Annotated in this window: 30 protein-coding genes; all 30 read right to left on the bottom strand. The window is 29.0% G+C overall.

The genetic code is table 11. The features are described 5' to 3' along the window. Nucleotide 1: 1 nt before the first annotated feature. Nucleotides 2-1,066, bottom strand: coding sequence for a protein-glutamate methylesterase/protein-glutamine glutaminase (locus AYC61_RS19880; RefSeq protein WP_066507367.1), 1,065 nt, complete (start codon nucleotides 1,064-1,066; stop codon nucleotides 2-4). Between the two features lie 4 nt (nucleotides 1,067-1,070). Beyond that, complete coding sequence (locus tag AYC61_RS19875) at nucleotides 1,071-1,715, bottom strand: flagellar brake protein (protein WP_066507365.1); 645 nt, start codon at nucleotides 1,713-1,715, stop codon at nucleotides 1,071-1,073. Between the two features lie 3 nt (nucleotides 1,716-1,718). Continuing rightward, nucleotides 1,719-2,624, bottom strand: a complete 906-nt coding sequence (locus AYC61_RS19870; protein WP_066507361.1) for a MinD/ParA family protein — start codon at nucleotides 2,622-2,624, stop codon at nucleotides 1,719-1,721. Next, complete coding sequence (gene flhF / locus AYC61_RS19865) at nucleotides 2,621-3,757, bottom strand: flagellar biosynthesis GTPase FlhF (protein WP_066507359.1); 1,137 nt, start codon at nucleotides 3,755-3,757, stop codon at nucleotides 2,621-2,623. The genes AYC61_RS19870 and flhF overlap by 4 nt, the downstream gene beginning before the upstream one ends. Next, the gene (gene flhA / locus AYC61_RS19860; RefSeq protein WP_066507357.1) at nucleotides 3,758-5,788 is read right to left on the bottom strand and encodes a flagellar biosynthesis protein FlhA; all 2,031 of its coding nucleotides are present in this window, start codon (nucleotides 5,786-5,788) and stop codon (nucleotides 3,758-3,760) included. A 10-nt stretch (nucleotides 5,789-5,798) separates the two neighbouring features. Then, on the bottom strand, nucleotides 5,799-6,890 hold the full coding sequence (flhB, locus tag AYC61_RS19855) for a flagellar biosynthesis protein FlhB (RefSeq protein ID WP_066507355.1): 1,092 nt from the start codon (nucleotides 6,888-6,890) through the stop codon (nucleotides 5,799-5,801). A 6-nt stretch (nucleotides 6,891-6,896) separates the two neighbouring features. Further along, nucleotides 6,897-7,682 (bottom strand): flagellar biosynthetic protein FliR, encoded by a 786-nt coding sequence (gene fliR / locus AYC61_RS19850; RefSeq protein ID WP_066507352.1) that lies wholly within the window; start codon nucleotides 7,680-7,682, stop codon nucleotides 6,897-6,899. Between the two features lie 11 nt (nucleotides 7,683-7,693). Next, on the bottom strand, nucleotides 7,694-7,963 hold the full coding sequence (gene fliQ / locus AYC61_RS19845; RefSeq protein ID WP_082760088.1) for a flagellar biosynthesis protein FliQ: 270 nt from the start codon (nucleotides 7,961-7,963) through the stop codon (nucleotides 7,694-7,696). A 15-nt stretch (nucleotides 7,964-7,978) separates the two neighbouring features. Then, the gene (fliP, locus tag AYC61_RS19840; protein ID WP_066507350.1) at nucleotides 7,979-8,737 is read right to left on the bottom strand and encodes a flagellar type III secretion system pore protein FliP; all 759 of its coding nucleotides are present in this window, start codon (nucleotides 8,735-8,737) and stop codon (nucleotides 7,979-7,981) included. Beyond that, nucleotides 8,734-9,195 carry a flagellar biosynthetic protein FliO gene (locus tag AYC61_RS19835; RefSeq protein WP_066507347.1) on the bottom strand — a complete coding sequence of 154 codons (462 nt, stop codon included), beginning with the start codon at nucleotides 9,193-9,195 and terminating at the stop codon, nucleotides 8,734-8,736. Before AYC61_RS19835 ends, fliP begins: the two co-directional genes overlap by 4 nt. 4 nt (nucleotides 9,196-9,199) lie before the next feature. Beyond that, nucleotides 9,200-9,562, bottom strand: a complete 363-nt coding sequence (locus AYC61_RS19830; protein WP_066507345.1) for a response regulator — start codon at nucleotides 9,560-9,562, stop codon at nucleotides 9,200-9,202. Between the two features lie 14 nt (nucleotides 9,563-9,576). After that, nucleotides 9,577-10,782, bottom strand: coding sequence for a flagellar motor switch phosphatase FliY (gene fliY / locus AYC61_RS19825; protein WP_275935272.1), 1,206 nt, complete (start codon nucleotides 10,780-10,782; stop codon nucleotides 9,577-9,579). Then, entirely contained in the window at nucleotides 10,763-11,761 is a 999-nt protein-coding gene (gene fliM, locus AYC61_RS19820) for a flagellar motor switch protein FliM (RefSeq protein WP_066507338.1), read from the bottom strand. Before fliM ends, fliY begins: the two co-directional genes overlap by 20 nt. Before the next feature lie 23 nt (nucleotides 11,762-11,784). Next, nucleotides 11,785-12,198, bottom strand: coding sequence for a flagellar basal body-associated FliL family protein (locus tag AYC61_RS19815; protein ID WP_066507334.1), 414 nt, complete (start codon nucleotides 12,196-12,198; stop codon nucleotides 11,785-11,787). 20 nt (nucleotides 12,199-12,218) lie between these two features. After that, a complete protein-coding gene (locus AYC61_RS19810; protein ID WP_066507332.1) occupies nucleotides 12,219-12,959 on the bottom strand; it encodes an OmpA/MotB family protein in 741 nt (246 codons plus the stop codon). Next, nucleotides 12,959-13,738 carry a motility protein A gene (locus AYC61_RS19805; RefSeq protein ID WP_066507330.1) on the bottom strand — a complete coding sequence of 260 codons (780 nt, stop codon included), beginning with the start codon at nucleotides 13,736-13,738 and terminating at the stop codon, nucleotides 12,959-12,961. Before AYC61_RS19805 ends, AYC61_RS19810 begins: the two co-directional genes overlap by 1 nt. A gap of 3 nt (nucleotides 13,739-13,741) precedes the next feature. Beyond that, a complete protein-coding gene (locus AYC61_RS19800) occupies nucleotides 13,742-13,954 on the bottom strand; it encodes a flagellar FlbD family protein (RefSeq protein WP_066507328.1) in 213 nt (70 codons plus the stop codon). A 103-nt stretch (nucleotides 13,955-14,057) separates the two neighbouring features. Further along, nucleotides 14,058-15,425, bottom strand: coding sequence for a flagellar hook protein FlgE (locus AYC61_RS19795; RefSeq protein ID WP_066507325.1), 1,368 nt, complete (start codon nucleotides 15,423-15,425; stop codon nucleotides 14,058-14,060). Nucleotides 15,426-15,498: 73 nt separating this feature from the next. After that, on the bottom strand, nucleotides 15,499-15,906 hold the full coding sequence (locus AYC61_RS19790; protein WP_202906882.1) for a TIGR02530 family flagellar biosynthesis protein: 408 nt from the start codon (nucleotides 15,904-15,906) through the stop codon (nucleotides 15,499-15,501). A 20-nt stretch (nucleotides 15,907-15,926) separates the two neighbouring features. After that, nucleotides 15,927-16,310, bottom strand: a complete 384-nt coding sequence (locus tag AYC61_RS22320; protein ID WP_082760087.1) for a flagellar hook assembly protein FlgD — start codon at nucleotides 16,308-16,310, stop codon at nucleotides 15,927-15,929. Between the two features lie 11 nt (nucleotides 16,311-16,321). Beyond that, on the bottom strand, nucleotides 16,322-17,674 hold the full coding sequence (locus tag AYC61_RS19780) for a flagellar hook-length control protein FliK (protein ID WP_066507319.1): 1,353 nt from the start codon (nucleotides 17,672-17,674) through the stop codon (nucleotides 16,322-16,324). A 115-nt stretch (nucleotides 17,675-17,789) separates the two neighbouring features. Beyond that, nucleotides 17,790-19,001: a hypothetical protein gene (locus AYC61_RS19775; protein ID WP_066507316.1), complete on the bottom strand. Its 1,212-nt coding sequence runs from the start codon at nucleotides 18,999-19,001 to the stop codon at nucleotides 17,790-17,792. A 12-nt stretch (nucleotides 19,002-19,013) separates the two neighbouring features. After that, nucleotides 19,014-19,451, bottom strand: coding sequence for a flagellar export protein FliJ (gene fliJ, locus AYC61_RS19770; protein ID WP_066507313.1), 438 nt, complete (start codon nucleotides 19,449-19,451; stop codon nucleotides 19,014-19,016). Nucleotides 19,452-19,508: 57 nt separating this feature from the next. Beyond that, entirely contained in the window at nucleotides 19,509-20,822 is a 1,314-nt protein-coding gene (fliI, locus tag AYC61_RS19765) for a flagellar protein export ATPase FliI (protein WP_066507310.1), read from the bottom strand. 4 nt (nucleotides 20,823-20,826) lie between these two features. Beyond that, the gene (locus AYC61_RS19760) at nucleotides 20,827-21,573 is read right to left on the bottom strand and encodes a FliH/SctL family protein (RefSeq protein ID WP_066507304.1); all 747 of its coding nucleotides are present in this window, start codon (nucleotides 21,571-21,573) and stop codon (nucleotides 20,827-20,829) included. Next, entirely contained in the window at nucleotides 21,566-22,573 is a 1,008-nt protein-coding gene (gene fliG, locus AYC61_RS19755; RefSeq protein WP_066507301.1) for a flagellar motor switch protein FliG, read from the bottom strand. Before fliG ends, AYC61_RS19760 begins: the two co-directional genes overlap by 8 nt. Before the next feature lie 11 nt (nucleotides 22,574-22,584). Then, nucleotides 22,585-24,126 (bottom strand): flagellar basal-body MS-ring/collar protein FliF, encoded by a 1,542-nt coding sequence (gene fliF, locus AYC61_RS19750; RefSeq protein WP_066507294.1) that lies wholly within the window; start codon nucleotides 24,124-24,126, stop codon nucleotides 22,585-22,587. 23 nt (nucleotides 24,127-24,149) lie between these two features. After that, a complete protein-coding gene (fliE, locus tag AYC61_RS19745; protein ID WP_066507292.1) occupies nucleotides 24,150-24,446 on the bottom strand; it encodes a flagellar hook-basal body complex protein FliE in 297 nt (98 codons plus the stop codon). Between the two features lie 19 nt (nucleotides 24,447-24,465). Next, nucleotides 24,466-24,900, bottom strand: a complete 435-nt coding sequence (gene flgC, locus AYC61_RS19740) for a flagellar basal body rod protein FlgC (protein ID WP_066507290.1) — start codon at nucleotides 24,898-24,900, stop codon at nucleotides 24,466-24,468. Between the two features lie 4 nt (nucleotides 24,901-24,904). Beyond that, on the bottom strand, nucleotides 24,905-25,309 hold the full coding sequence (flgB, locus tag AYC61_RS19735; protein WP_066507282.1) for a flagellar basal body rod protein FlgB: 405 nt from the start codon (nucleotides 25,307-25,309) through the stop codon (nucleotides 24,905-24,907). Nucleotides 25,310-25,508: the final 199 nt, after the last annotated feature.

Genomic DNA, 25,508 nt, shown 5'->3' with positions numbered 1-25,508 from the left:
TTTACACCTCCACGTTAGTTATTATTTCATAGACTATTTTATCCAAAGGTAACACCTTATCTATTGCACCTTTATTAATAGCAACTTTTGGCATTCCAAATACTACGCAACTCTCTTCATCCTGTGCAATAGTAAATCCTTTGTTTTCTCTAATTTTTTTTATTCCCTTTGCACCATCTCCACCCATACCTGTTAAAATTATACCTAATTTTTTATAACCACTAATCTTTGATACTGAATCCATCATAACATCAACTGATGGTCTATGACCTGATACTTTTTCTTCATGGTTTAGTTTTATATGTAATTTGCCACCACTTTTTTCAATCACTGTCATATGATAATCTCCAGGTGCGATATAGCAATAACCTTTTTTCAAAATTTCGCCGTCTTCAGCCTCTTTAACGTTTATTTGTGACATGGAATTTAATCTATCCGCTAAAGATTTTGTGAATTCCCGTGGCATATGTTGAACAACAACAATACTTGCATTTATATCTTGTGGTATATTAGGTATTATTGATTGTAATGCTCTTGGTCCCCCTGTAGAAGTTCCTATTGAAACTAGATTACTAACCGTTGAGTTTTGATTATAATTACCATCTAATTTTATATGTTTTTTGGGGGTATTTAAAATTTTCACAATCTTTTTTTGAACATTTAACTTTACTTTTGAAGCAACCTTCACCTTTTGTATTATTTCTTCTTTTTTATCATCTGCATCCATATTAAATATACTCTTTGGCTTTTCAATAAAATCCACAGCACCTATTTCCAAAGCTTTCATAGTCATATCGGCACCTAATTTTGTTAAGCCACTTAACATAACTACAGGTATATTAGGATATAGATTAATTATTTGTTTCAATGTTTCAATACCATCCATTATTGGCATCTCTACATCTAAAGTAATCACGTCAGGTTTTAAATCAGCTAATTTTTCTAATGCATCTTTACCATTTCTTGCATGGCCTATAACTTCTAAATCCTTGTCTTGCATCAATATATCTTTTATAACTCTACGCATAAATGCTGAATCATCTACTATAAGAATTCTTGTACTCATTATATTATATCATTCCTTTTTTTCTCATTTCTCTTTGTTGTTTAAAGATATATTTAACTAAAATTTCTTTTACTCTTTTATCAAGTTTTATAAATTCAATTCCAAGAGAATATTTATATGTTCTAGAATCTATCCTATTTATTCTTACAATTTTTGCATCTAGTTCAATACTATCATCTAAAGAAAAATTGCATTTTATAATATCATTTATTTTATGCTTATAATTACATAGTATTCTAGCGCCAGTACCACTTATATCTTTAGTTATACAATTTTCTTTTATGTCTATGTCCTCAGTTTGTTTTTCGAATTTTTTTATTATCTCTAATTCTATTGGTAGTCTAAAATGATTTCTTTCTTGAATTTTTTGAAATTCACCTATGTTTTTAACAATTATTTCATATTTATTATCTAGTTGTTTTACTATTTTTGCTTTAAAGGAATATCTTCCTTTATTAGGCACGTAGTATTTTATTGTTAAATAACTCCCATCATACAATGGTACTAATTTACTTTTACTAATTGGTCTAAGTATCTTATAAAAATCATCATCGAAAATATCAACAATTTGACTTTTAAACTCTTCGTCATTTCTATAATCTTTCTGTATTGTAATCTTTTGACCAATTTTGAATTCATCTCTTGGCAAAATTTAATATCCTCCTTTTGATATAAAATTTCTAAATCTAGACATAAACTCCGAAAAACCACTTTTTTCTTCTTGATAAAAAGAATTGTTTATAACATTCAAAGCAATATTATTTATATTCTTTGAAATGTTCGTTTTGGGATAATTAATAATAAATGGTTTTTGCTGCATTATTGATTTAGAAACAAATTTACTGTCATTTATATATCCATAATTATTTACTTTTACTTTTAAAAACTTTTTAATAACAGTCTCTAATTTTTTATAAACAATATATCCTTCTCTTTTATCTTGAACTCTATTGATAACGATATTAAATTCTTTAACATCTTGTCTGGATAGTGTTTTAATTAAAGCATAACAATCTGTTATAGCTGGCGGTTCTGGAGTAGTTAACATTATAATTTCTTGTGCTGATTTCAAAAATCTTAGACTGACTTCTGATAGCCCTGCTCCTGTGTCAATAATAATATAATCTACATAGTTCTCTAAAGATAATACCTGATAAGTTAACTTGTTTAATGTCTCCATATCAAGATTCATTAGTTCAAATATTCCTGAACCACCAGCCACGATTTTTAATTGATTAGGTCCATCGATCAAAATTTCATCTATAGTTTTATTTCCATAAATAATATCTGCTATAGTATGTTTTGGTACTATGCCTAAATTTACATCAACATTTGCAAAACCAATATCAGCATCCATAATCAAAACTTTATAACCCAGATTAATCATAGATAATGCTAAGTTAATACAAAAAGTTGTTTTTCCTACACCACCCTTACCACTCGTAACAGCAATTACTCTTGTAGATTTTGAGTAGATATTCCTCTGCTTCTTTTTGAAATCATCATCCTTATTAACACTTGATACTAACTTCCTCAATTTATCTGCCTGATCTATCATGGTTGCCCTCCTATCATGGTATTAATAAGAGTAGTTACATCTGCAATCTGAATATCCTCAGGTACATTTTGTCCAGTTGTAATATATGACAAGGGATTTTTAGTCCAATATTTGGTGTTCAATATTACACCAGGATTTTCAGATTCATCTAATTTAGTAAAAATAATTTTATAATCACCAAACTTCTTATATGTTGTAATTATAGATCTAATTGTAGAAAAGTCAGTTGTAGAGCTTATAACTAAAAATATTTCTTTGTTATTAACTTCCTCAATTATATTCATTACTTCATTTAATTGTTTGATGTCCTTATGACTTCTTCCAGCAGTATCTACGAATATCACATCCTTATACTTATAAGCTGCTAATGATTCGTAAATATCCTCTTGTTGATAAATTATTTTAAGAGGTAATTTCATTATTTCACAATAAGTTTTTATTTGTTCAACTGCTGCTATTCTATATGTATCAGCACTGATTATTCCTACATCTTTTTTGTGTTGGAATGCATATTGGGCAGCTATTTTTGCAATAGTTGTTGTTTTGCCTACTCCTGTTGGACCTACAAAAAATATGGTCTTAGTATTGTCATTTAACTCTATTGGTTTTGGCTTTCCTAAATACTCTTTTAGTTCACATTCTACGACCTTCCTAATAGCTTCTTCATTTTTGCTTTGTATATTAATTCTTGAATTAACATCTCTAAGAATATTATATGCTACTTTTTCATTTACACCTTTTTCAATCATAGAATTATGATATGTTTGCAATGGTTCTGGCAAAGAACTTTTTCTTTCATCTTTGGTTATATATTTCATCATATCATCTATAGAATTTCTTAAATCTCTAATTTCACTATTCATTTGGTACTTATCATTTTTGTTTTCCTGAATAGGTTTATATACTTGTTCAAATCTTGTTTTATTATTCTTATTTGAAATAATTTTCTTTTCTAAATCTTCATTCTCATCTATTGCAACAACTATTTCTATTAAGGATTTCTTGAATAAATTAAAAAATCCTCTTCTTTTGATTTTTCTTTTATGTAATATTACGGCATCAGAACCTAAATCTGATTTTACCTTACGCATAGCTTCCTGTGTAGTATTTCCTATATATCTTTTTATTTTCATCTAAATACTCACCATCCCTAGAGATTGCACCTCAACATTTGAATTTATTTCATTATAAGATAATACTACAAAATCATTTGATATTTGCTCTGTAAGCCTTTTTAGATATAATCTAACTATAGGTGCAGTTAAAATAATTGGCATCTGTCCTAATGAAGTTAGTTTTTGTATATTAGCTGCAACACTATTAATTAAAGCCTGCGTAGTATTAGGGTCTAGTGATAAATATGTTCCTGCTTCGCTTTGTGTTATTGACTGCATAATAACACCTTCAAGCTCACTATTTACAGTTATTACTTTTAATACTTGATTTTCTACATATTTATTTGTTATATATCTAGCTAGTTTTTGCCTAACATATTCAGTCAACATATCTGGGTCTCTTGTAATTGGTGCATAATCAGCAAGAGTCTCTAATATGGTTACCATATCTCTTATAGAAATTTGTTCTTTTAATAAATTTGCTAATACCTTTTGTATTTCACCGATTGACAACATTTTTGGTACTAACTCATCAATTAAAGCAGGATGTTCTTCTTTTACATTATCAATTAATATTTGTACATCTTGCCTACCAATTAATTCATGAGCATTTCTTTTTATTATTTCTGTTAAATGTGTTGCTATGACTGAAGGAGGATCTACAACTGTATATCCAAAAATTTCAGCCTTTTCTCTTTCATTTTCAGATACCCATTTAGCTTTAAGTCCAAATGCAGGTTCTACGGTATCAATTCCTTCAATGTTTCCTGAAGCTGTACCTGGGTCCATAGCTAAATAGTGATCAAAATATAATTCATTTTTAGAAACTTCTACTCCTTTTATTTTGATTACATATTCATTTGGATTTAACTGTATATTATCTCTTAGCCTTACTATAGGTACTACAAGCCCTAATTCTAAAGCTATTTGCCTTCTTATCATAACTACTCTATCTAATAAATCTCCACCTTGGTTTACATCAGCTAATGGAATAATAGCATAACCAAATTCCAATTCAATATCCTCTACCTTTAATAGTCCCATAACATTTTCTGGTTTTCTAATCTCTTCAACTACTTCTTCTTCAACCTCAGCTTCTATATTAACTTTTTCTTTATCTTTTTTCTTTATTCCCTTATATCCAAGAAAAATAAAAACACTTGCTAATAAGAAAAGTGGAAGTGTTGGAAGCCCCAATACACCTAAAAATATTAGTACTCCAGCAATAATAAACATTACCTTTGGTTCTGCACCAAATAATTGTCCTATTATATCTTGTCCCAAGTTTGAATCAGATGCGGCTCTAGTAACTACTATACCAGTTGCTGTAGATATTAATAAAGCTGGTATCTGACTTACTAAACCATCACCTACTGTTAAAAGAGTATATTTTTGTAATGCCTCACCCAAACTTAAGCCGCCAGATAACTTTCCTATTGCAAACCCAGCACATATATTTAATATAGTTATAATGATACCTGCAATAGCATCTCCTTTAACAAACTTAGTAGCACCATCCATTGCTCCATAAAAATCAGATTCTCTTTGGATTTTTACTCTTCTTTCTCTAGCTTCACGTTCATTTATTAAACCAGAGTTTAGATCAGCATCAATTGCCATTTGTTTTCCTGGCATAGCATCTAGTGTAAATCTAGCTGCTACTTCTGCTACCCTTTCTGATCCCTTTGTTATAACCAAAAACTGTACTATAACAATAATTAAAAAGATAATAAATCCGACTACTGGATTACCCTGTATTACAAAATCACCAAAAGCCTTTATTACTGAACCAGCATCACCTTCTAATAGAATATATCTAGTTGTAGAAATATTTAGTGATAGCCGAAGTAATGTTGTAATTAAAAGTATTGATGGAAAAATTGAGAAACTTAAAGCTTCTTCTGTATACATTGCTATAAGCAAGATTAATAATGATAACGAAATATTAAAAGCTAACATTATATCTAATGACCATTTAGGTATTGGTATAATTATAGCAATTATTATAGCAATTATTGCAATAGCAACAAATATATCTCCAAACTTCATAATATCACTCCTATTGTTGTTTCAAACTATATACATAAGCTAATACTTCTGCTACTGCATGATATAGATCTTCCGGTATAATTTGTCCAATTTCAACCGATTTATATAAACTTCTAGCTAATGGTCTATTTTCTACTAATGGTATTGAATTATCTCCAGCTACTTCTTTAATTTTTTGTGCAACTAAATCTTTACCTTTAGCTAATACATATGGAGCATCATACATTGTTTTATCATATTTTATAGCAATAGCAAAATGAGTTGGATTTGTAATTATAACATCTGCTTTTGGCACATCTTGCATCATTCTTCTCATTGCAATTTGTCGCTGTTTTTCCTTTATCTTAGACTTAATTTGAGGATTTCCTTCCATTTGCTTGTTTTCTTCTTTAATTTCTTGCTTGGTCATTTTTAAATTCTTGTGATAATCCCATTTTTGATATATATAGTCTAATACAGCTAGTATTAATAAAACTCCTACAGCTCTTATTGCTAAACCAAACGTAATACTTCCTATATAATTAATTATATTATTGATACTCATATCGCATATTTTATATAAATTGACTATTTCACCCTTTACATACTTAAAAACGACATAGCCTACTAAAAAAATCTTCACATTTGCTTTTATAAGTTCAACAATACTTTTTACGGAAAGTATCCTTTTGAAACCTTCTAGTGGATTAATCCTACTTAATTTAGGTTTTAAAGGTTCAAAAGTAAAAAGAAAACCAACTTGCAAATAATTAACAATTAAACCCATGATAAAAGCTACAGCTAATAATGGTCCAACAGTTCTACCAATTACCATAATAACCATAAGAAATAGCTTTCTTATATCGTCAACAGCTAAAGCATTTTTTTCTAATATATAATCTTCAAAGATTAATTTTGAAAATCTTTGCAATATATCTCCTATACTCTTACTACACATATTTAATGTTACAAATAACACTGCTAAAATAACTACAGAATTTAATTCTCGACTCTTAAAAACCTGACCTTTTTTCCTAGCATCACTTAATTTTTTAGGTGTGGGTTTTTCTGTTTTTTCTTCTGATGCAAATAATTGCAAATTCAGATTAAGTACTTTTTCCATTAATTATCATCCTTTACCCACTAACTTAAATAGTTCGAAGATTACTGAGTTCATATTACCAAAAATATTCTGTAAAACAGTGAAAAATACTGGAAACATAATTAATAATGTACCTAAACCAATAATAATTTTTAAAGGCATACCTACAACAAATACATTCATCTGAGGAATTGTTTTGGCAAATATACCCAATAAAACATTAGTTAAAAAAATAGTTGCTACCACAGGTGTACTTATTTTAAAACCAATTAGAAAAGACTGCGAAAAAGTTCTTAAAATTAGTTTAATAATTTCATCATTGATAATAAAACTGCCAATTGGAACAACTTCATAAGAATGAATTATAGCTTTTATTAACCAATGATGACCATTAATCATCAAAAACACTAGCAAAGCAAAAATATGGTACATACTACCTGTTATAGGAACTTGTGAGTTACTCTGAGGATCAAATACATTCATCATCCCAAAACCTATTTGCATGTCTATAATTTGACCAGCTATATACACAGATATAAAAAATAAGTAACTAATAAATCCTATTGTTATGCCAACAAGTAATTCTTTAAAGATGACGTATATTAATCTCGCTATTGTTATATCAACTTGATAGTTAATATCTACTGTATATACTACAATAATAGAAATAAAAAAACATAACGCTACTTTAGCCTGCATTGGTATGTCTGTTCTTGATAAAACTGGTGATATAACAAATATTCCAGATATTCTTATAAAGATTATTAAAAATACTATGTAATTGTTAAGTATAAAGTCTAATATTGAATCCATAGCTTTCTCCACTAATGTATATATAAATTAATATTAGTAAATATATTTTCTGTAAACTCTATCATTCGATTTAACATCCATGGTCCAAATAAAATAAATGCCAACAATACAGCAACAATTTTAGGAACAAATGCTAGAGTAGCTTCTTGAATCTGAGTTGTAGCCTGAAAAATACTAACTAACAATCCTACTAATAAAGCAAGTACTAACATAGGTGCTGATATAGTTAAAATAGTACCCATTGCTTGTTGAGCTAATTTAATAATTTCTCCCTGATCCACTTATATCATCTCCATCTATTTAAATCCTAATATCAAAGATTTTATTATAATATTCCAACCATCAACCATAACGAATAACAGTATTTTAAAAGGCAATGATATCATTACTGGAGGTAACATCATCATACCCATAGACATCAGTGTACTTGCAACAACCATATCTATTACTAAAAAAGGTATAAATATAAGAAAGCCTATTTGAAAAGCTGTCTTTAGCTCACTAATAATATAAGCAGGTATTAAAGCTCTTATAGGAATATCATCTATATTGTTTACAGTTTCAATATTAGCAATATCAATAAATAATGCCAAATCTTTATCCCGAGTATAATTAAGCATATAATCCCTAATAGGATCTATTGCTTTTTCCATAGCCTCATCCTCAGTTATTTCATTATCCATATAGGGTTTAACAGCATTATCGTTTATGTCTGTAATTACTGGTGACATAATAAAAAAAGTTAGAAATAGTGCTAATCCTATTAAAACCTTATTAGGTGGTGTCTGTTGCGTTCCTAACGCAGTTCTAATAAAATGAAGTACTATAATAATTCTAGTAAAACAAGTCATCGTCAAAAGAATAGCAGGTGCAAATGATAATATTGTTAAAAGAATCATTATTTTTATGCCAGTAACATATCCACTTGTATCATTGGTATCTGATATTACTATTCTCTTTCCTAAAGCAGAAATTTCAGATTCACCAAATGCTATGGAATTTAATAATAATAATAATGTAATGGTTAAAAATATAATTAATGTCCTTTTCTTCATTGTTTATCCTCTTTAATAACATTATTTCTTTCTTTTATTAATTTTTTATTGACGACATCTTTTAGAATTTTATTAAACTGATATTTTTTATTCTTATTATTAAATTTAGCAACAAGACTGTTATTATCTTCTATTGTTTCAATAACAGTCATCGAGTTGTTTGAAGCTAAGATAACATAATATTTTTCTAAAATTTTAGCAATGATTATTTTATTATTTTTATCTACATTCTTTTGTTCAATTATCGTTATATTTTGACCTCTTCCAATCATACTTGTCCTATTTCCAATGAATTTAGTTGTTAAAAATGCTAATAACAACACGAAAATAAAAGAAATCAAGATAGTAACGGATTTCATAACCATAGTGCTGTCATCAGTTAAAATACCATCTCCGTAAACAATAGAATTAACGGAGATGATCGTTAGAAATGAAATTACAAGTACTTTTCTTTTCATTTGTCTAACCTAAAACTTTTTTTACAGCTTCTATAACTCTATCAGCTTGGAATGGTTTTACTATGAAATCTTTAGCTCCAGCTTGTATAGCTTCGATAACCATAGCTTGTTGACCCATAGCTGAACACATTACAATTTTGGCATCGTTATTGACCTTTTTTATTTCTTTAACAGCTTGTATACCATCTACTTCTGGCATCGTAATATCCATTATAATCAAATCTGGTTTTAGTTCAACATATTTTTCTATAGCTTTTGCTCCATTTTCAGCTTCACCTACAACTTCAAAATCGTTTTTGGTTAGAATATCTTTTATCATCATTCTCATAAAAGCTGCATCATCAACAATCAAAATTCTCTTTCCCATATGTAATTCCTCCTTTAATTTTTACCAACTCTTTTTGAAGGGGTAACTATATCTGTCACACGTATACCAAAGTTATCATCAATAACAACAACTTCACCCTTAGCAATATACTTTCCATTTGCAAGTATTTCCAATGGTTCTCCAACTAGCTTATCAAGCTCAATTATCGTTCCTGAACCAAATTCAAGAATTTCACTTATTTTTCTAGTTGTTCTACCCAATTCTACAGTTATTTCTATTGGAATATTTTCAATCATATTAATACCCTCATTATATTTATTTGTTGTTTCATTTTCAAATGAATCAAAAGTTACTTTACTAACATTTACAGGAGTATGATTGATATTATTAATTGTTTTTTGGTATACATCATCTTCATTATTAAAAGTACTACTTGTATTATTATAACTTATACTGGAACTAGTATCAATTCCTAATTTATCTTGTAAAACTTGCTCATTTTTTTCAACCTGAATATCATCAATATTATTTTCACCTACTGATAATAAATTACTAACCATGCTCTTCGCAAAACTAATAGGTAATAACTGCATAATTTCACTATCAATAAGATCGCCTATAACCATTCTAAAAGATATTTTAACAATATCTTTTTCTAAACCAACACCTGCTACTTCATTTAAAATATCATCATTTTCAAATAGTAAACTATGTGCTTTTGGTGGTGCTATATCTATTTTTTTTAGAAACATTTCTGATAAAGAGGTACTTGAAGAACCTACCATCTGATTCATAGCTTCACTAATCGCGCTTAAATCCATTTCATCAAGTATTTTTGCACTTGTATCAAACTTTCCATCTCCACCCATCATTAGGTTTGCAATTATTTTAACATCATCTTCTTTTAAAACTAGCATATTTGAACCTACAAGTCCTACTTTATATTTTACATCTACTGCTACATAAGGCTTGGGATAAATAGCTGCCATTTTCTCTACAGTAGTTACTTCTACTTTAGGTGTTGTTATTAGAACTTTTTGTCCTAACAATGTAAACAGCGTAGTAGCCGCAGTGCCCATACTTATATTTCCTATTTCACCTAAAGCATCTATTTCCATATGGCTTAAATTTAGATTTTCCTCTTCAATATCATTAATTGGTAAATCATCTATTTCATCGTTTATTGCATTATCAATGTTCCCATTTAATAACGCATCTATTTCTTCTTGAGATAACATATCACTCGTCATCAGCTTCATCACCATCCTTCTTAACATTGGTAATTTTTACTGCCATTTTATTATTAATACTTCCTGGTGAGCCTATAAATTTTAGGCTGTTACCAATATTTATCTTTATATCTTCACCATTATAATTATCTAACTTTATTACATCTCCTACTTGTATGTTAAGAATATCACCTACTGTTACCATAGTAGATGAAAAGTTTGCTATAACAGGTACTTTTGTGTGTTTTAATCTTTTTTTCATTATTTCATTTCCATATTTCTGCTGATTTGTACTCCTAGATGAAAACCACGACTTAGTGGTGAGTTTTTCCATTATTGATTCAATAACTAAATGCGGAATACACAGATTAATCATTCCCTCCATTTCTCCTATAGTAACATTCATGGTAACAAGCGCAATGGTTTCATTTGGAGAAACAATCTGAGCAAATTGAGGATTTGTCTCAATTTTTTGTACTTCTGGCTCAAATAAATATATATTTTCCCAAGCCTGTTGAAATAATTTTAGAACTTTTTTAATAACTTTTTTTAATAAAATTCTCTCTATTTCTGTAAAAGGCCTACTAACAAATTCATTTTCTCCATCTCCACCTAAAAGCCTATCTATAATCGCAAATGCTATCTTAGATGAAATATCCATTATACATTCTCCTGGAAGCGGATCAATCTTAAACACTGTTAAAAAAGCTGGATTAGAAATAGCATTACTGAATTCACTATATCCATATTGGTCAACAGTCAATACTGTGATTTTTACTGCTGTCCTTAGATATCCAGAAAAGAACGTTTGAAGTAGTCTACCAAAATTCTCATGTATGATTTCTAATGTCCTTAATTGATCCTTAGACATTTTTTGAGGATTTCGAAAATCATATGGTTTAACTTTTTTACCTTCACTATCTTCCCTAAATTCATGTGCATCAACTTCTCCAGAATCTAACGCATTTAGCAGGGCATCAATTTCACTTTGTGATAAAACCTCTGTCAAATTGCTTACCTCCCTATTGTACTTTATTGTACTATAAATTCTTTAAAGTATATATTTGTTATATCTTTATTATCTAATATTTCTTGCAGTTTTTGTTTTATTTCCTTTTGTAAATTAATTTGTCCCTGCATTCCTTCTACGTCTTTTTCATTTTTGTTTCTAAATATTTTAGTAATTGCATCTTTAGTCTTTGGTTCTTGTTTCTCGAATACTTCCAATAAACCTTCATCAGTAACTTCTGCAGTAATACTACACTTAATAATTCTATGGCTTTCTTTTAAATTACTATAGATTTGTCCAATATCATAAGTATAAGTTTCTACTACGTCTTCTTTGTTTTTGTTATTATAGAGCATTACGCCAAAAATAACTCCTACAATTGTTAAGACAACTATTAAAACAGCCATTCCTATAATCAATACTTTTTTATTCTTCATATAGCATCTCCTTAAATCTTTTATGGTTCAAATTGGCTATAGGTTGATTTTAGTACGACTATATCTACCCTTCTATTCTTAGCCTTGTTAGCAGGAGTATCATTAGGTGCTACTGGTCTATTTGGACCATAGCCAGAAGCCGAAATTCTTCTGCTATTTATATGCTTTTCACCCTCTAAAAGCCTTAAAACATTTGTTGCTCTTCTTACCGACAATTCCCAATTACTAGGGAATAACTCTGAGTTCATAACTACATTATCAGTATGTCCTTCAACTTTTATATGTTTGTTAGCAAACTGAGGTTTATTTAAAACATCTCCAATATATAGAATGATTTCTTTTGCTCTAGGCTTTACATCAGCTTTACCTGGATCGAAGAATACATTATCTAATATTCTTACCATAAGTCCTCTTTCTTCAATTTTAACATTTATTTCTTTCTCCAAGCCTTTTTGTTCAGCATAGCTATCAATATATTGCTTTAACATTCTAAAATCTTCAATATCAGTATTTTCGTTTTTATTCTTCTCTAAAGGTATATCATTTGAACTAATTCTATTTCCTTCATCAAGTGTTTTTCCACCATCTAATATACCTAATGCACCTTGGAAAGATTTCATGATTGCTTCAAACTTTTCAGCATTTACCTCTGAAAAAGAAAACAATAATACAAAGAAACACAGTAACAATGTTACTAAATCACTATAGGTTGCCATCCATGCATCTTTGTTTACACTATCTCCTTTTTTCTTCTTTCTCATTATGCTTCACCTTCAGCTTTCTTTGTTTCTTTTCTGTCCTTAGGCGGCACGAAGGTTATAAGTTTTTCTTCTATAATTCTTGGATTCTCTCCAGCTTGTATAGATAATAATCCTTCAACTATCATCTCTTTTACCAAAAGTTCCTCGTTACTTCTGCCTTTTAGCTTGTTTGCTAAAGGAGTAAAAATTAAATTTGCAAATACTGTACCATAAAAAGTAGTTATTAATGCAACAGACATATTTGGTCCTACAGAAGTAGGATCAGACAATTCTTTAAGCATATTTATCAAACCAATTAACGTTCCTACCATTCCAAAAGCGGGTGAAAAAGCAGCCATTGTATTTAATACACTTTGTCCTTCTTGATGTCTTTCTTCTAGAAAGTTTAACTCTGTTTCTAACACATTCCTAACCAATTCTGGGTCAGTACCATCTACAATCAGCATAATTCCTTTTTTCATAAAATAATTATCCGCTTTATCTCCTGCCTCTTCTAAAGCAAGTAAACCTTCTTTTCTTGCTACGTTCGCTAAAGTTATCATTTGAGATATTACATCTTGTTGAGATATTGGCTTGGTAAAGAATGCTTTCTTTACAACCTTAAAAGTATTTGTAACCTTAGCTAATGGAAAACTTATCAACGTTGAAGCAATTGTACCACCTAAAACAATTGCTAAGGATGAGGGATGAATAAATGTTAAAAGATCACCAGAACCCATTATTCCCCAACATATCAGAGCTATTCCACTGACAAAACCTAAAATAGTTGCTATATCCACTACCTACACCTCACTTAAATCTGCTTTGATGCAGCCTATTGTATATTTTCTTTTGAACTTTATTACTTTTTCAACAATCTCTTCTTTAGAATCTTTTACTACCATTTTTTTACCATTAACAAGAGTGATTACAGTATCTGGTGTTTCTTCAACAGTTTCTATTAAGTCACTGTTTATAATAAACTCAGTATCATTCATTCTCTTCACTAAAATCATTATATCCCTACTTTTCTAGTATATGCCTAGGTATATATCATACCTAGGCAATATAAACATTTTGAAAGAATTTATTTTTTGTTTTTAATATACTTTTACTAATCTATCTCTTTAAGTTTGTCAGCTCCTGAAGCATTTCATCAGAAGTAGTAATAATTCTTGAATTAGCTTGGAAACCCCTTTGTGTTGTAATCATCTCTGTAAATTCCATAGAAAGATCAACATTAGACATTTCTAAACAACCTCCATTGATTGCTCCTAAGCCACTAGCTCCAGGAATTCCAATATTTGCTTCTCCAGAGTTTGGAGAACTTTTATAATAATTATTTCCTACCTTTACCAAGCCCATAGGATTATCAAATTTTGCGAGCTTTATTTGCCATATAGCCTGTTCCATACCATTTGTAAAGCTTACTATTACTTTACCTGATGGATCCACTGTATAGCCATTATATGAACCAGCTGATCTACCTATTTGACCATTAACCATTGCGTCATGACCTTTTGCATCACTGTCGTTTGCATATTGTTTTATTCTGGATAGATCTAATTTTAGTTCATTTGTACCACTAACAGTTCCAAAAAATCCTCCACCCATTTCAGTTGTTATGAAATCACCATTTAAAAGAGTTATTACTGGATCAATTGGATTGCCAGTTGATGGATCAACTGTAATCAATTCACCAGATTGATTAAATTCTAATTCTTTATTTGGTGCCTGATCATAAACAAGCTTATCATTAGCTATATTCTTAACAGTCAATTTAGATACTTTCCACTTATTCGAAGCAGTTTTTTGGATTGTTACTTCCATTTTATAAGAATTACCCAGACTATCCTTTACAATAGCATCTGTCTTATATTGATTTTCATGTATATCCGGAGTATTACCATCATCTATAATAGGTGTTCTTGAATCTAGATTCCCGACAACTTCCACTTTAACTGATGATGTTGCCGGAGCTACTATAGACTTACTTAGTTTTACTCCATCAAAATCCCTATCTTTTTGTATTCCTAAAGCTTTAGCGTAATTATCTCCGCCTATAAATTTCCCTAACAATCTTTGACCATCAGGAGTACACATATTACCTTCTAAGTCAAATGTAAAGTTACCAGCTCTTGTATAAAATTTATTCTCAAATTTTGGGTCAGTTGAAACCATGAAAAAACCATCACCATCTATCATTAAATCACTAGGATTATCAGTTCTTTGTGTAGGTCCTTTTGTATATACTGTACTAATTGAACCCAATTTCATACCTAAACCAATTTGCTGCGGGTTAGTTCCTCCTCTACCTGCATAAGGAGCACTACCACCTTGTACAACTTGGCTAAATGCTTCTTGAAAACTAGCTACGCTTTTTTTGTAACCAACTGTATTTACATTTGCTATATTGTTACCTATTACATCCATCTTTGTCTGATGTACAGAAAGTCCTGAAACACCAGAATACATTGAACGCATCATAACTTAAAAACCTCCCTTAAACTGTGTCATATCTTCTATCATTCAGATATGATTAGCCTCCATTAAGGTCCAGCTAAACAATCACAGCTCCATCTATATTTGTAAAAACACTATCTTTTAAACTTTCTGATTCTACAGTTGTAATAATCGTTTTATTCTGAACATTAGCTATAAAAGCAACATTGTTCATTAGAATTAATGCATCTTTTATACCCTTAGCTTCAGCATTTTCTATTGCTTTATTTAAATTTTCTAGGTTCTTCTCATTCAATCTAATATTTCTTTCTAACAACCTCTTTGTAGCATGTTTAGAAAATTTAACTCCATCTTTCTGCATAAAGCTATTAAGTACTTTGTCAAAATCAGTTGAACCTATATCTTTTGCTTTATTAGCTGATTTTTTTATGATATTTTTTCTAATTGCATCTGTAGAATTTATCCTAAGTCTGTTAATATCAACATTTGCCATTTCTTTATTCACCTCACACTTTGAGGACTGCTTTATTCAACACTTTCATTTTCATTTTCACTATCATCTTCTGTTTCTCCGTTAATTCCTTTATTAATTGCATCTAATGTCTCGTTCATCTTATCAAAACATTTTTGGTTTTGTATCTGCATGTATGTCATAAGATCTAAAATATCTGTTTGTGATTTTTCCATTGTACTATTCAAATTTTGTATTTGTTCTAATGTACTAAACTGAGCCATCTGTGCAATAAACTCTTTATCATCCATCGGATTAAGAGGATCTTGATTTTGAAGCTGTGTTACTAATAACTTTAAGAAAGAATCTTTATCAACTTGTCCAAGATTTTGAGTAGCTTGGTTATATTGCGTTGCTGTTTGATTTTGCACATTATTTTCTACACCACTTACTGACATAAGCTCACCTCCTAAGCTATAACATTTATGCTAGAGGAATAATGATTTACTACCCCGGTATCAAGATAATTATCCTCTACTATGTCCATATCCTCTATTTTTTTGACACTTTTCTTCTCGAATTTTTGCCTATTTTGAAAAGTACTATTTTTCTGGCCAAACATAGAGTCTTTTCCTACAGAAACATCAAGCTTTTGAATATCTAGTCCCTGCCCACTTAAATTTTCTTTTAATTCATCCATATTAGATATCAAAATGTTCTTAACAGCTTGATTTTCTACTACTGCTTCTGCAACAACCTTGCCTTCTTCCACAACTATTTTTAATGTCATATTTCCTAGTGATTCTGGCTTAAGCTTTATATTTACCATTGATTGCTTTTCATTTATTATTGTGGTTGTGCTTTTTGTTACTTGCTCTAATATATTTTTGTAATCAATATTTCTTACTAAAGCACTATCTGTCTTTACTTGTTGATCTATTACTGTGTTATCTGATAAATTTAATTGAGCTCCACTACTATTTATATTATTAATGTTAATATTTTTAATAATATTACCCATTGATTTAATAGGTAAAACAGTACTTTCAGAGTTTTCTTCTCTTGTTGTACCTTGTTTTGTGTTCTTATTTCTTATAAGAGAACTCATTTGACCTGCAACTGATTGCTGCTTCATGTTGATAATTTTCACATTATTTACATTATCATCTTTATTCGTAATTTGGTCGGCATTTTTTAGTTCACTTACTTCTTCTTTTATCTTCGAAAGTAGTTCTATTATTTCTTTCTTATCAGATAAAACATTTGTTTCTTTTAAGTTAACTATTTTCTCCAACTTGTTTGATAATACTTCTTTTGATATATTATTGTTTTTAAATAGCAATTCTATATCATTTACTAGTGTTTTTAAGTCTACCTCATTACTGATTTCTTCAAAAGATGTTAAATCTATATTCTTAACATCTATACCAGCTTCCGTCAGTAATTCTATAATTTCTTCAAAAGCATCCATGTTTACTTCTTCTATAATGTGTTCATCTTTTGCTTTTTCTTCTTCAGTTAAATCCTTTTTTTCGTTTATGCTTTCTTTGTTTTTTATGCTTTCTTCTTCTTTACACTTTGATTTTATAGTTTCTTTATCTTCTGGTTTGATGCTCTCTTTTTCTTTTAATTCTGAAGTTTTTTGTTCTTTAAGCTCTGTATTTTTATTATCTTTTGGTTTTGTTATGCCATCTGAAGTTTTTCTGCTATTATTAAGCATTTCTTCAAAACTACTCTTCTTTGTTTCTGATTTTTTTGAAGTTTGTTTAGTGTTATTTACCATAATCTGATCAAACAAGTTAGTTTGATTTGATATTTTCAACTATTATCACCTCCTTCTATTTTTATACATAAGGTAATTATAAACGTTAATTAAAAATATATAATTCCCGTTATGTTCAGGTAAAATAATCTTAATAAACTTATTAAACCTTTTTTTATTTAGAAAGCCTCCTGATTATTTCAGTAGCTTTTCTAGGCTCTAATTGATTTAATATATCTGATAAATTTGTTTTAGGCATATTTTTTAGTACATCAACTATTAGTTTAGAATCTGTTATAGCTATCTGTGCATTAGTAATCTTACATGAATCTATTACATTATTACTAACAATCATTCTTTCTATTATATTTGCTACATCTGATGAATTCATTTTTTCATATATTACAGTTAAATCATTAATTTTTTCATTGTATTTTTTATAAAAATTCATGACTTTTGATATATCGATAGTTATTGAACCTTCATCTTTTTGTAGATTCTCATTTTTCCTAATCTCATCCATCAAATCATTATAAAATTTATTGTCTTTGTTAAATGATAATACTTCTCCTGCTTTTACAGGACTCAAATTATTATAAATTTGAGCTAATTCTTCAATTGAATAATTATCTAAGTTACCTATTTCTTCGAATACTTCTTTTGAAATTTTAGATTCATATATTTTAGCTTTATCAATTAATGCATTTTTTTTCATATCCATACTCAGTATTTCATTGTTTATATCATTTTTCTTTATTAGACTCATCTCATTAAATAATAAATCCCTATTTTCCTGACTGAAATAATACATTATATGTGCTGCTTTATTTACATTTAATGAAGCTATTATATTAGCCGCTTCTTCATTTTTATTTAACTTTAAATATCTTTCTTCTATCTCTTGTGCTGCAGAAAAAAATCCAAGTTTATCATACCTTTTTATTTCCTCATTGAATTTCATTTCATTCTCTTTTTTGATTTCATCATATAATGTAATCATCAAATCCTTTTTTATTTCTCTATTTCTTATAATCTTTAAAACATCTTCTGTTTTAGATGTCGAAGACATTTGCATTTGTTTAATAATATCATAATATAATTCTTCATTATCTTTCTTGATTCCATAGAGCTTATCAGAAGCAACTTCTTTAGATAATGATAAATAATACTGAGCCAGAAAATCTATTTTTTCTCCCTTTTCTTCGTCAGTAGGATATGTATTTGCATATTCTCCAATAAACCCAGGAAAATTTTTCATATATTTATTTGTAGTATCCCTAAACTCTGCATTTGTTTTATATATAATAAAAAAAGTGCAACAAGGAATAAATATTAAAATAAATACTACTATAAATGCAGTTTTTAATGCACTACTATTTTTTGCCATATTTATCCTCCACTATAATTTGCAACTATTAAAACTATTGATTTGATCAACAAACTTTTCTTCATTTTTCTTTTGAATCATTATAAAATCTTCGTATTCTTTAGATTTAAGTTTTTCAATCATTTTTTTTTCCTTTGAAGCATCTACAAGTTCTCTCTTTTTTTCATTTGCTTTATCTTCAGCAACCTTAATTCTTTCGTTTTGTTCCTTAATTTTTTTATTAGTATGATCTATAAAATTGTTTAGATATTTTAAATTCTTTATTGTAGTACTTTTCATAGATTGATTTTTTTGTTCATTTAAATCTTTCTTTTGATTTATTGCTACTTGTAAAATTTTCTTTTCTTTTTTTAATTCATTATTTGCATTTAAAAACTCAACAGATTTCATATCCTCAACAACTTGTTTGTAATTTAATACTCCTTGAAATTTAAACTTGAATCTCTCCATACATTCACCCACATAATTTAAAGTAATATTTATTTATAGAGTTCATATTCAAATATCCTAAATATTTATTTTATGTAATTCTACCATTATTTCATCAAATTTATATTTCTTTGTTACATCTTGTCTTAAAAATTCATTTATATCGTCTATTAAATCAATCGCTTTATCTAATTTTGGATTGCTGCCTTTATTATATGCACCTATATTTATTAAGTCTTCTTTTTCTCTATATACAGCCATTATATCTTTTATTTTACTTGAAAAATCTATATGTTGTTCATCGCATATATTAGGCATTACTCTACTTATACTTGCTAGTACGTCAATAGCAGGATAATGATTCTTATTTGCGAGATCCCTTGATAATACTATGTGCCCGTCTAGTATACCTCTAACTGCATCTGTAATTGGTTCATTCATATCATCTCCATCTACCAAAACTGTATATAGCGCTGTTATAGTACCTTTATCAGAGGTTCCAGCTCTTTCTAATAGTCTTGGTAATACTGCAAATACTGAGGGTGTAAATCCTTTTGTAACTGGAGGCTCACCTATAGCTAGCCCCACTTCTCTTTGTGCCATACAAAATCTAGTTACTGAATCCATAAAAAGCATCACATTTTTCCCTTTATCTCTAAAATATTCAGCTATGGCTGTAGCTAATAAAGCTCCTTTCATTCTTACCAATGCTGGTTGATCTGAAGTAGCAACGATAAGAATTGACTTTTTTAAACCTTCTTCTTTTAAGTCATTTTCAATAAATTCTCTTACTTCTCTTCCTCTTTCACCTATTAAACCTATAACATTTATATCTGCTGTTGTATTCCTTGCAATCATACCCATTAATGTACTCTTACCAACACCACTACCAGCAAAAACGCCTATTCTTTGTCCCTTCCCACATGTTAGAAATGCATCTATTGCTTTTATACCTAAAGGTAGTATTTCTTTTATTCTCTTTCTCTTAAGTGGATTTGGTGGTACATTAGAAACTGGATAGTAACAACTGCTATCAATTTCTCCTTTACTATCTATTGGATTACCTAGTCCATCTAAAACTCTACCTATAAGTTTTTCACTTACTTTAACTCTTAGGCTATGTCCACATGCTTTTACTATACTTCCAGGACCAATGCCTTCCATCTCTCCCAATGGCATTAATAGTATTCTGTCTTTTTTAAAACCAACTACCTCTGCTAAAATAGGTGTATCATTATTTATTGTGTATATATGGCATAATTCTCCTATTTTAGCTAATGGACCATTTGATTCTATTGTCAAACCTGTTACTCTAACAACCTTTCCACTAAATTGAAGTAAACTGGCTTCAGTTGCTACTTTAAAGTATTTTTTCATATCTATTACTTGCATACTATCACTCACTCTTTAGCAATTCTATTATTGTTTCTTTCAACTTATTCATCTGCATATTTAAACTACAATTAACAGTACCACTTTCTGTTTCTATAATGCAATCTCCTTTTGTAAGCTTTCTATCAACTTTTATATCTATATTTTCTACTAAACTTGCTTGTGACAGGATTTTATCACGACTAGCATTTACTATTTCGTAATCATCTTGAGATATTATTATAATTAAGTTATCACTTAAATTCAAACTATCTAAACCTTTGTATATAATTGATAGTATAAGTTCTTTATCATTTTCGAGTTTATTATTTAATATAGTTTCACACATATGAATAACTAAATTGATTATTTCAGGCTCTAAATCTTGAATATATTTTTTTCTTAATGTCAATATATCTTTTTTTATATCGTTTGCTTCATTTATTAGTCCATCTGAAATATTTTTTCCTTCATCATAGCCTGTTTTATAACCTTCCTTGTATCCGTCACTTTGAGCTTTTTCAATAATTTCTTTGGATTTTTTATATGTATTTTCCATTATATTTTCAGATTTTAAATTTGCTTTTTCTATAATCGAGTCACTTTCATTGGTTGCATTTTTAATAATCTTTGCTGCTTTCTTGTTTGCTGCATCAATAATAGCTTTACTTTTCTTTATAGCCAATTCATTATCTACAACATTTTGTTCTATAGTTTTTTCTTCTACTTTGTTACTCATAACTACGTAAGATGATTTTATAATACTAGACAATTAATTCATCTCCTCCTCTTGGAGTAACAATTTCTCCTTCATCTTCTAGTTTTCTTATTACATTAACAATATTTTGTTGAGCTTCTTCTATATCTTTTAATCTAACAGGTCCCATAAATTCCATATCTTCTTTTATCATTTCAACTAAACGTTTAGACATATTGTTAAATATAACTTCTTTAACTTCTTCACTAGCACCTTTTAATGCAATAGACCATTGACTATTATCAATTTCTCTAATAAATCTTTGGATATATCTAGGTTCTAATGTAACTACATCTTCAAATACAAACATTCTCCTTCTAATTTCTTCAGAAAGCTCTGCATCTTTGTTTTCCAATTCTTCTAGTATGTGTTTTTCTGTTCCTCTATCAACAGCATTTAGTATTGATACTATAGACTGTACTCCACCTGCAATCGTATAGTCTTGTGAAACCATAGTTGAAAACTTGCTTTCTAGTATTCTTTCAATTTCTTTTATAATTTCAGGTGATGTTCTGTCCATTACTGAAATTCTTCTTGCAACCTCTGACTGTATATCAAGCGGTAAACTGGCTAATATTTGGCCAGCTTGATTAGGCGAAAGATATGCTAGTATTAACGCTATTGTTTGAGGATGCTCTTCTTGAATATAATTCAGTATTTGACTTGCATCTGCTTTTCTTATAAACTCAAAAGGTCTTACCTGTAAAGATGTAGTTAACTTATTAATTATATTTACAGCTTTCTGAGAACCCAAAGCTCTTTCTAATACATCTTTAGCATAATCTATTCCACCTTCTGATATATATTCTTGAGCTAAACATAATTGATAAAAATCTTGAAGCACAGTATCTTTTTCTTCAGGAGACACTAATCTCATATTTGCAATTTCTAATGTAAGTTCCTCTATTTCTTCTTCTTTCAAATGTTTAAAGATATCAGCTGATTTCTGTGGACCAAGAGCTATTAACAATATTGCGGCTTTTTGCTTTCCTGTAAACTCTTTATTCTTTGACATATCTATCACCTCTACTCATCACTTAACCAGCTTCTTAATAATTGAGCAACAGCATCAGGTTTTTTATCAACAAATCCGTTTATTTGCTCTTTAACGCCTGATTCTTCCTTGAAATCAATGCTTTCTATTTCACTTTCTTTAAATTGATCGTCTAATATCTGTTGTTGTTTTTTATCTTTTCTTCTTTTTCTAGCAACTAATATTCCTCCAGCTGCCAATAATATAAATAAAGAAGCTCCAATTATACCGTATAACATTATCTGATCACTCTTTTGCTTTTGTTCCATTTCACTATCGAAAATACTGCTTGTATTATTATTTTTGAATTTTCCTGCATTGACTATAACTTTTTTTGTATCTATTCCTGTAGCTGCATATACTAACTCTTCTATTTCACTTTTTCTCTCATCTGTTAATTCTCCATCGCCAATAGCATCTTCATTTATAATAACGGCAACACTTAATGACTCAATTTCCCCAGGATTCTTCTTTATCTCTCTATTAATTTGATTTAATTCGTAGTTAATAATATCACTAGCTTTTTCATACTTGGAATTATTATTATCTACTGTAGCATAATCAACTGTATCATTAACGTTAGATTCTACTCCCGCAGGTCCTCCTGTTTCGCCGTCAGCTGTATATTCCTTAATTTTTTGCATACTCCTAATTAAACCTTCGTTTCTTCCTTCTATAGGTGGTGAAAATTGCACTATACTCGTATTTTCACTATCAAAATTCATTTTTATATTAGTTCTAACATCAACATTCCCTAGCCCAAAAAGATTTTCTAAGAACTTTTTGATGCTATTATTCAGCATAACCTCAGAGCTGTATTTAAGATTCATTTGCTCATTTACACTAAAATCATAGCCATTTCCTTCTGTGTTTATATCATAAGGTTTACCTTTATCATCAACAACTGAAACAAGTTCTGGACTTAAACTTTTAAATGAACTTGCAACAAGATTTTTAATAGCAATAACCTTATCTTTTTGTAAAGGCATTGCTGCTGATAATTTTAAATAAACTGATGCTGTTGCTTGTACATCTTTTGATAAAAAATTTGTTTCCTCTGGAATATCTATAAAAACTTTAGCTTCTTCTATACCGTCAATATCAGATATTGTATCTGCCAATTCATTTTTTATACCATATAGAACTCTCTGTTTCTTTTCATATTCTGTCATGGTCCAACTTGTATCATTAAAAGCATCTAAGACGCTATACCCTTCTTTTGGTAGTCCTTCAGAAGCCAAGCTTAATTTTACTTTGTTCTTTTGTTCCTTAGGAACTAATATAGTATTTTCATCATCACCATTTTTCCAATTAATATTTAGTTCGTCTAGTTTCTTTGTTATTTCTGCCGTATCTTTTAAACTTAAATTCTGATATAATACTTCATAATTTGTACTAGTTATGTATATTATAAAAGCAGTAATACCAAACAATATTATTAGACAAGTTATCCCTAATCTTATCTTTCTTTTTTTGTCTAATTCTTTCCATAAATTAACTATCTGGTTCTTAGCTTTTTCTACAGTGTCTCCCACTTAATCACCTCATTTAGCTACTTCTAAACTTGCATTCTCATAATTTCTTTATATGCATCTATAATTTTATTTCGAACAGTTAATGTTAATTGTAGTGCAATATCTGCTTTATTAGAAGCAATGGTGGCATCATGTAGATTATCAATTTCCCCTGTTGCTAACATTCTATCGTATTCTTGCGCTTCAACCTGCAGTTCATTAACTTTATTTAAAGCATTATTTAAGTATTGACCAAATCCTCTATCGCTTTTTTTATTGCTGTTGATTGTTTCAAAAGAACTATGTATTAGGTTGCTTTTATTAATAGTATTTATGTTCATATCAAAACTTCCTCCTATTTTATCTTCCTATATCAAGTGCTTTTAACGCCATTGATTTAGTTGCATTAATAGCAGTTACATTAGCTTCATAAGCTCTTGTTGCCGTTATCATATCAACCATTTCTTTTATAACATCAACATTAGGCATAAGAACATAGCCTTGTTTATTTGCATCAGGATGTCCTGGATCATAAACCTTCTTAAAAGCTGATTTATCTTCAGCAATCTTGCTAAGCTTTACTCCTCCATAATTGCTTTCTGTTTTACCCTTTAGTATATCGTTAAATGAAGCACCTTTTCTTTCTTTGAATATAGCTAATTGTCTTCTATAAGGTTGTCCATTACTAGTTCTAGTTGTACTTGCATTTGCAATGTTTTTTGATATAATTTCCATTCTAGTCCTTTCTGCAGTCAAACCTGTTGAACTAATATTTATAGCATCAAATATTCCCATTTATTTATTTCCTCCCATCATTTACAACAGTTTTTAATCTTTTAAATTCACTTCCTATTTGCCTTGAAACAGAAGTATAATATAAAAAATTCTTAGACAATTCACCATTTTCTACATCAATGTTCACATTGTTGCCATCTGCTCTAGTAGAAGTACTCTTGTCCTTAATTATTAAAGGTTTAAAATTATTTGAATTTTCAAAACCTAAATGATTTTGATTAGTAACTTTTAGATCTAAACTATTATTATTAATTTCTTTTGACAAAATATTTTCGAATTCGACGCGCGTTTTTTTATAACCAGGCGTATTAACATTTGCAATATTATTGATAATAGCCTGATTTCTTTTCCATGAACCATTTAATGCCTTATTTAAAAGGTTAACATTGTCATATGTTATTTTAAACATCTAATAAACCACCTTATTAGCAATTTTTATTTACACATGTTCATTATGTAGTATTTTTTTGTAAATTAAAGTATTATTTCGTTATCGTTTTAATTAATTAATTCAATAATCATTGAAAACTAATTAATCAAATACATTAATAATTATTTCTAGTTAAGCAACAAAAATCCTTTATTTAAATTAAGTTTTTTTAAAAATT

This window comes from Abyssisolibacter fermentans (assembly GCF_001559865.1).
GTDB lineage: Bacteria > Bacillota > Clostridia > Tissierellales > MCWD3 > Abyssisolibacter > Abyssisolibacter fermentans.
Note: the sequence above shows the minus strand (reverse complement) of the source record. Positions and strands in the feature narration are given on the sequence as shown.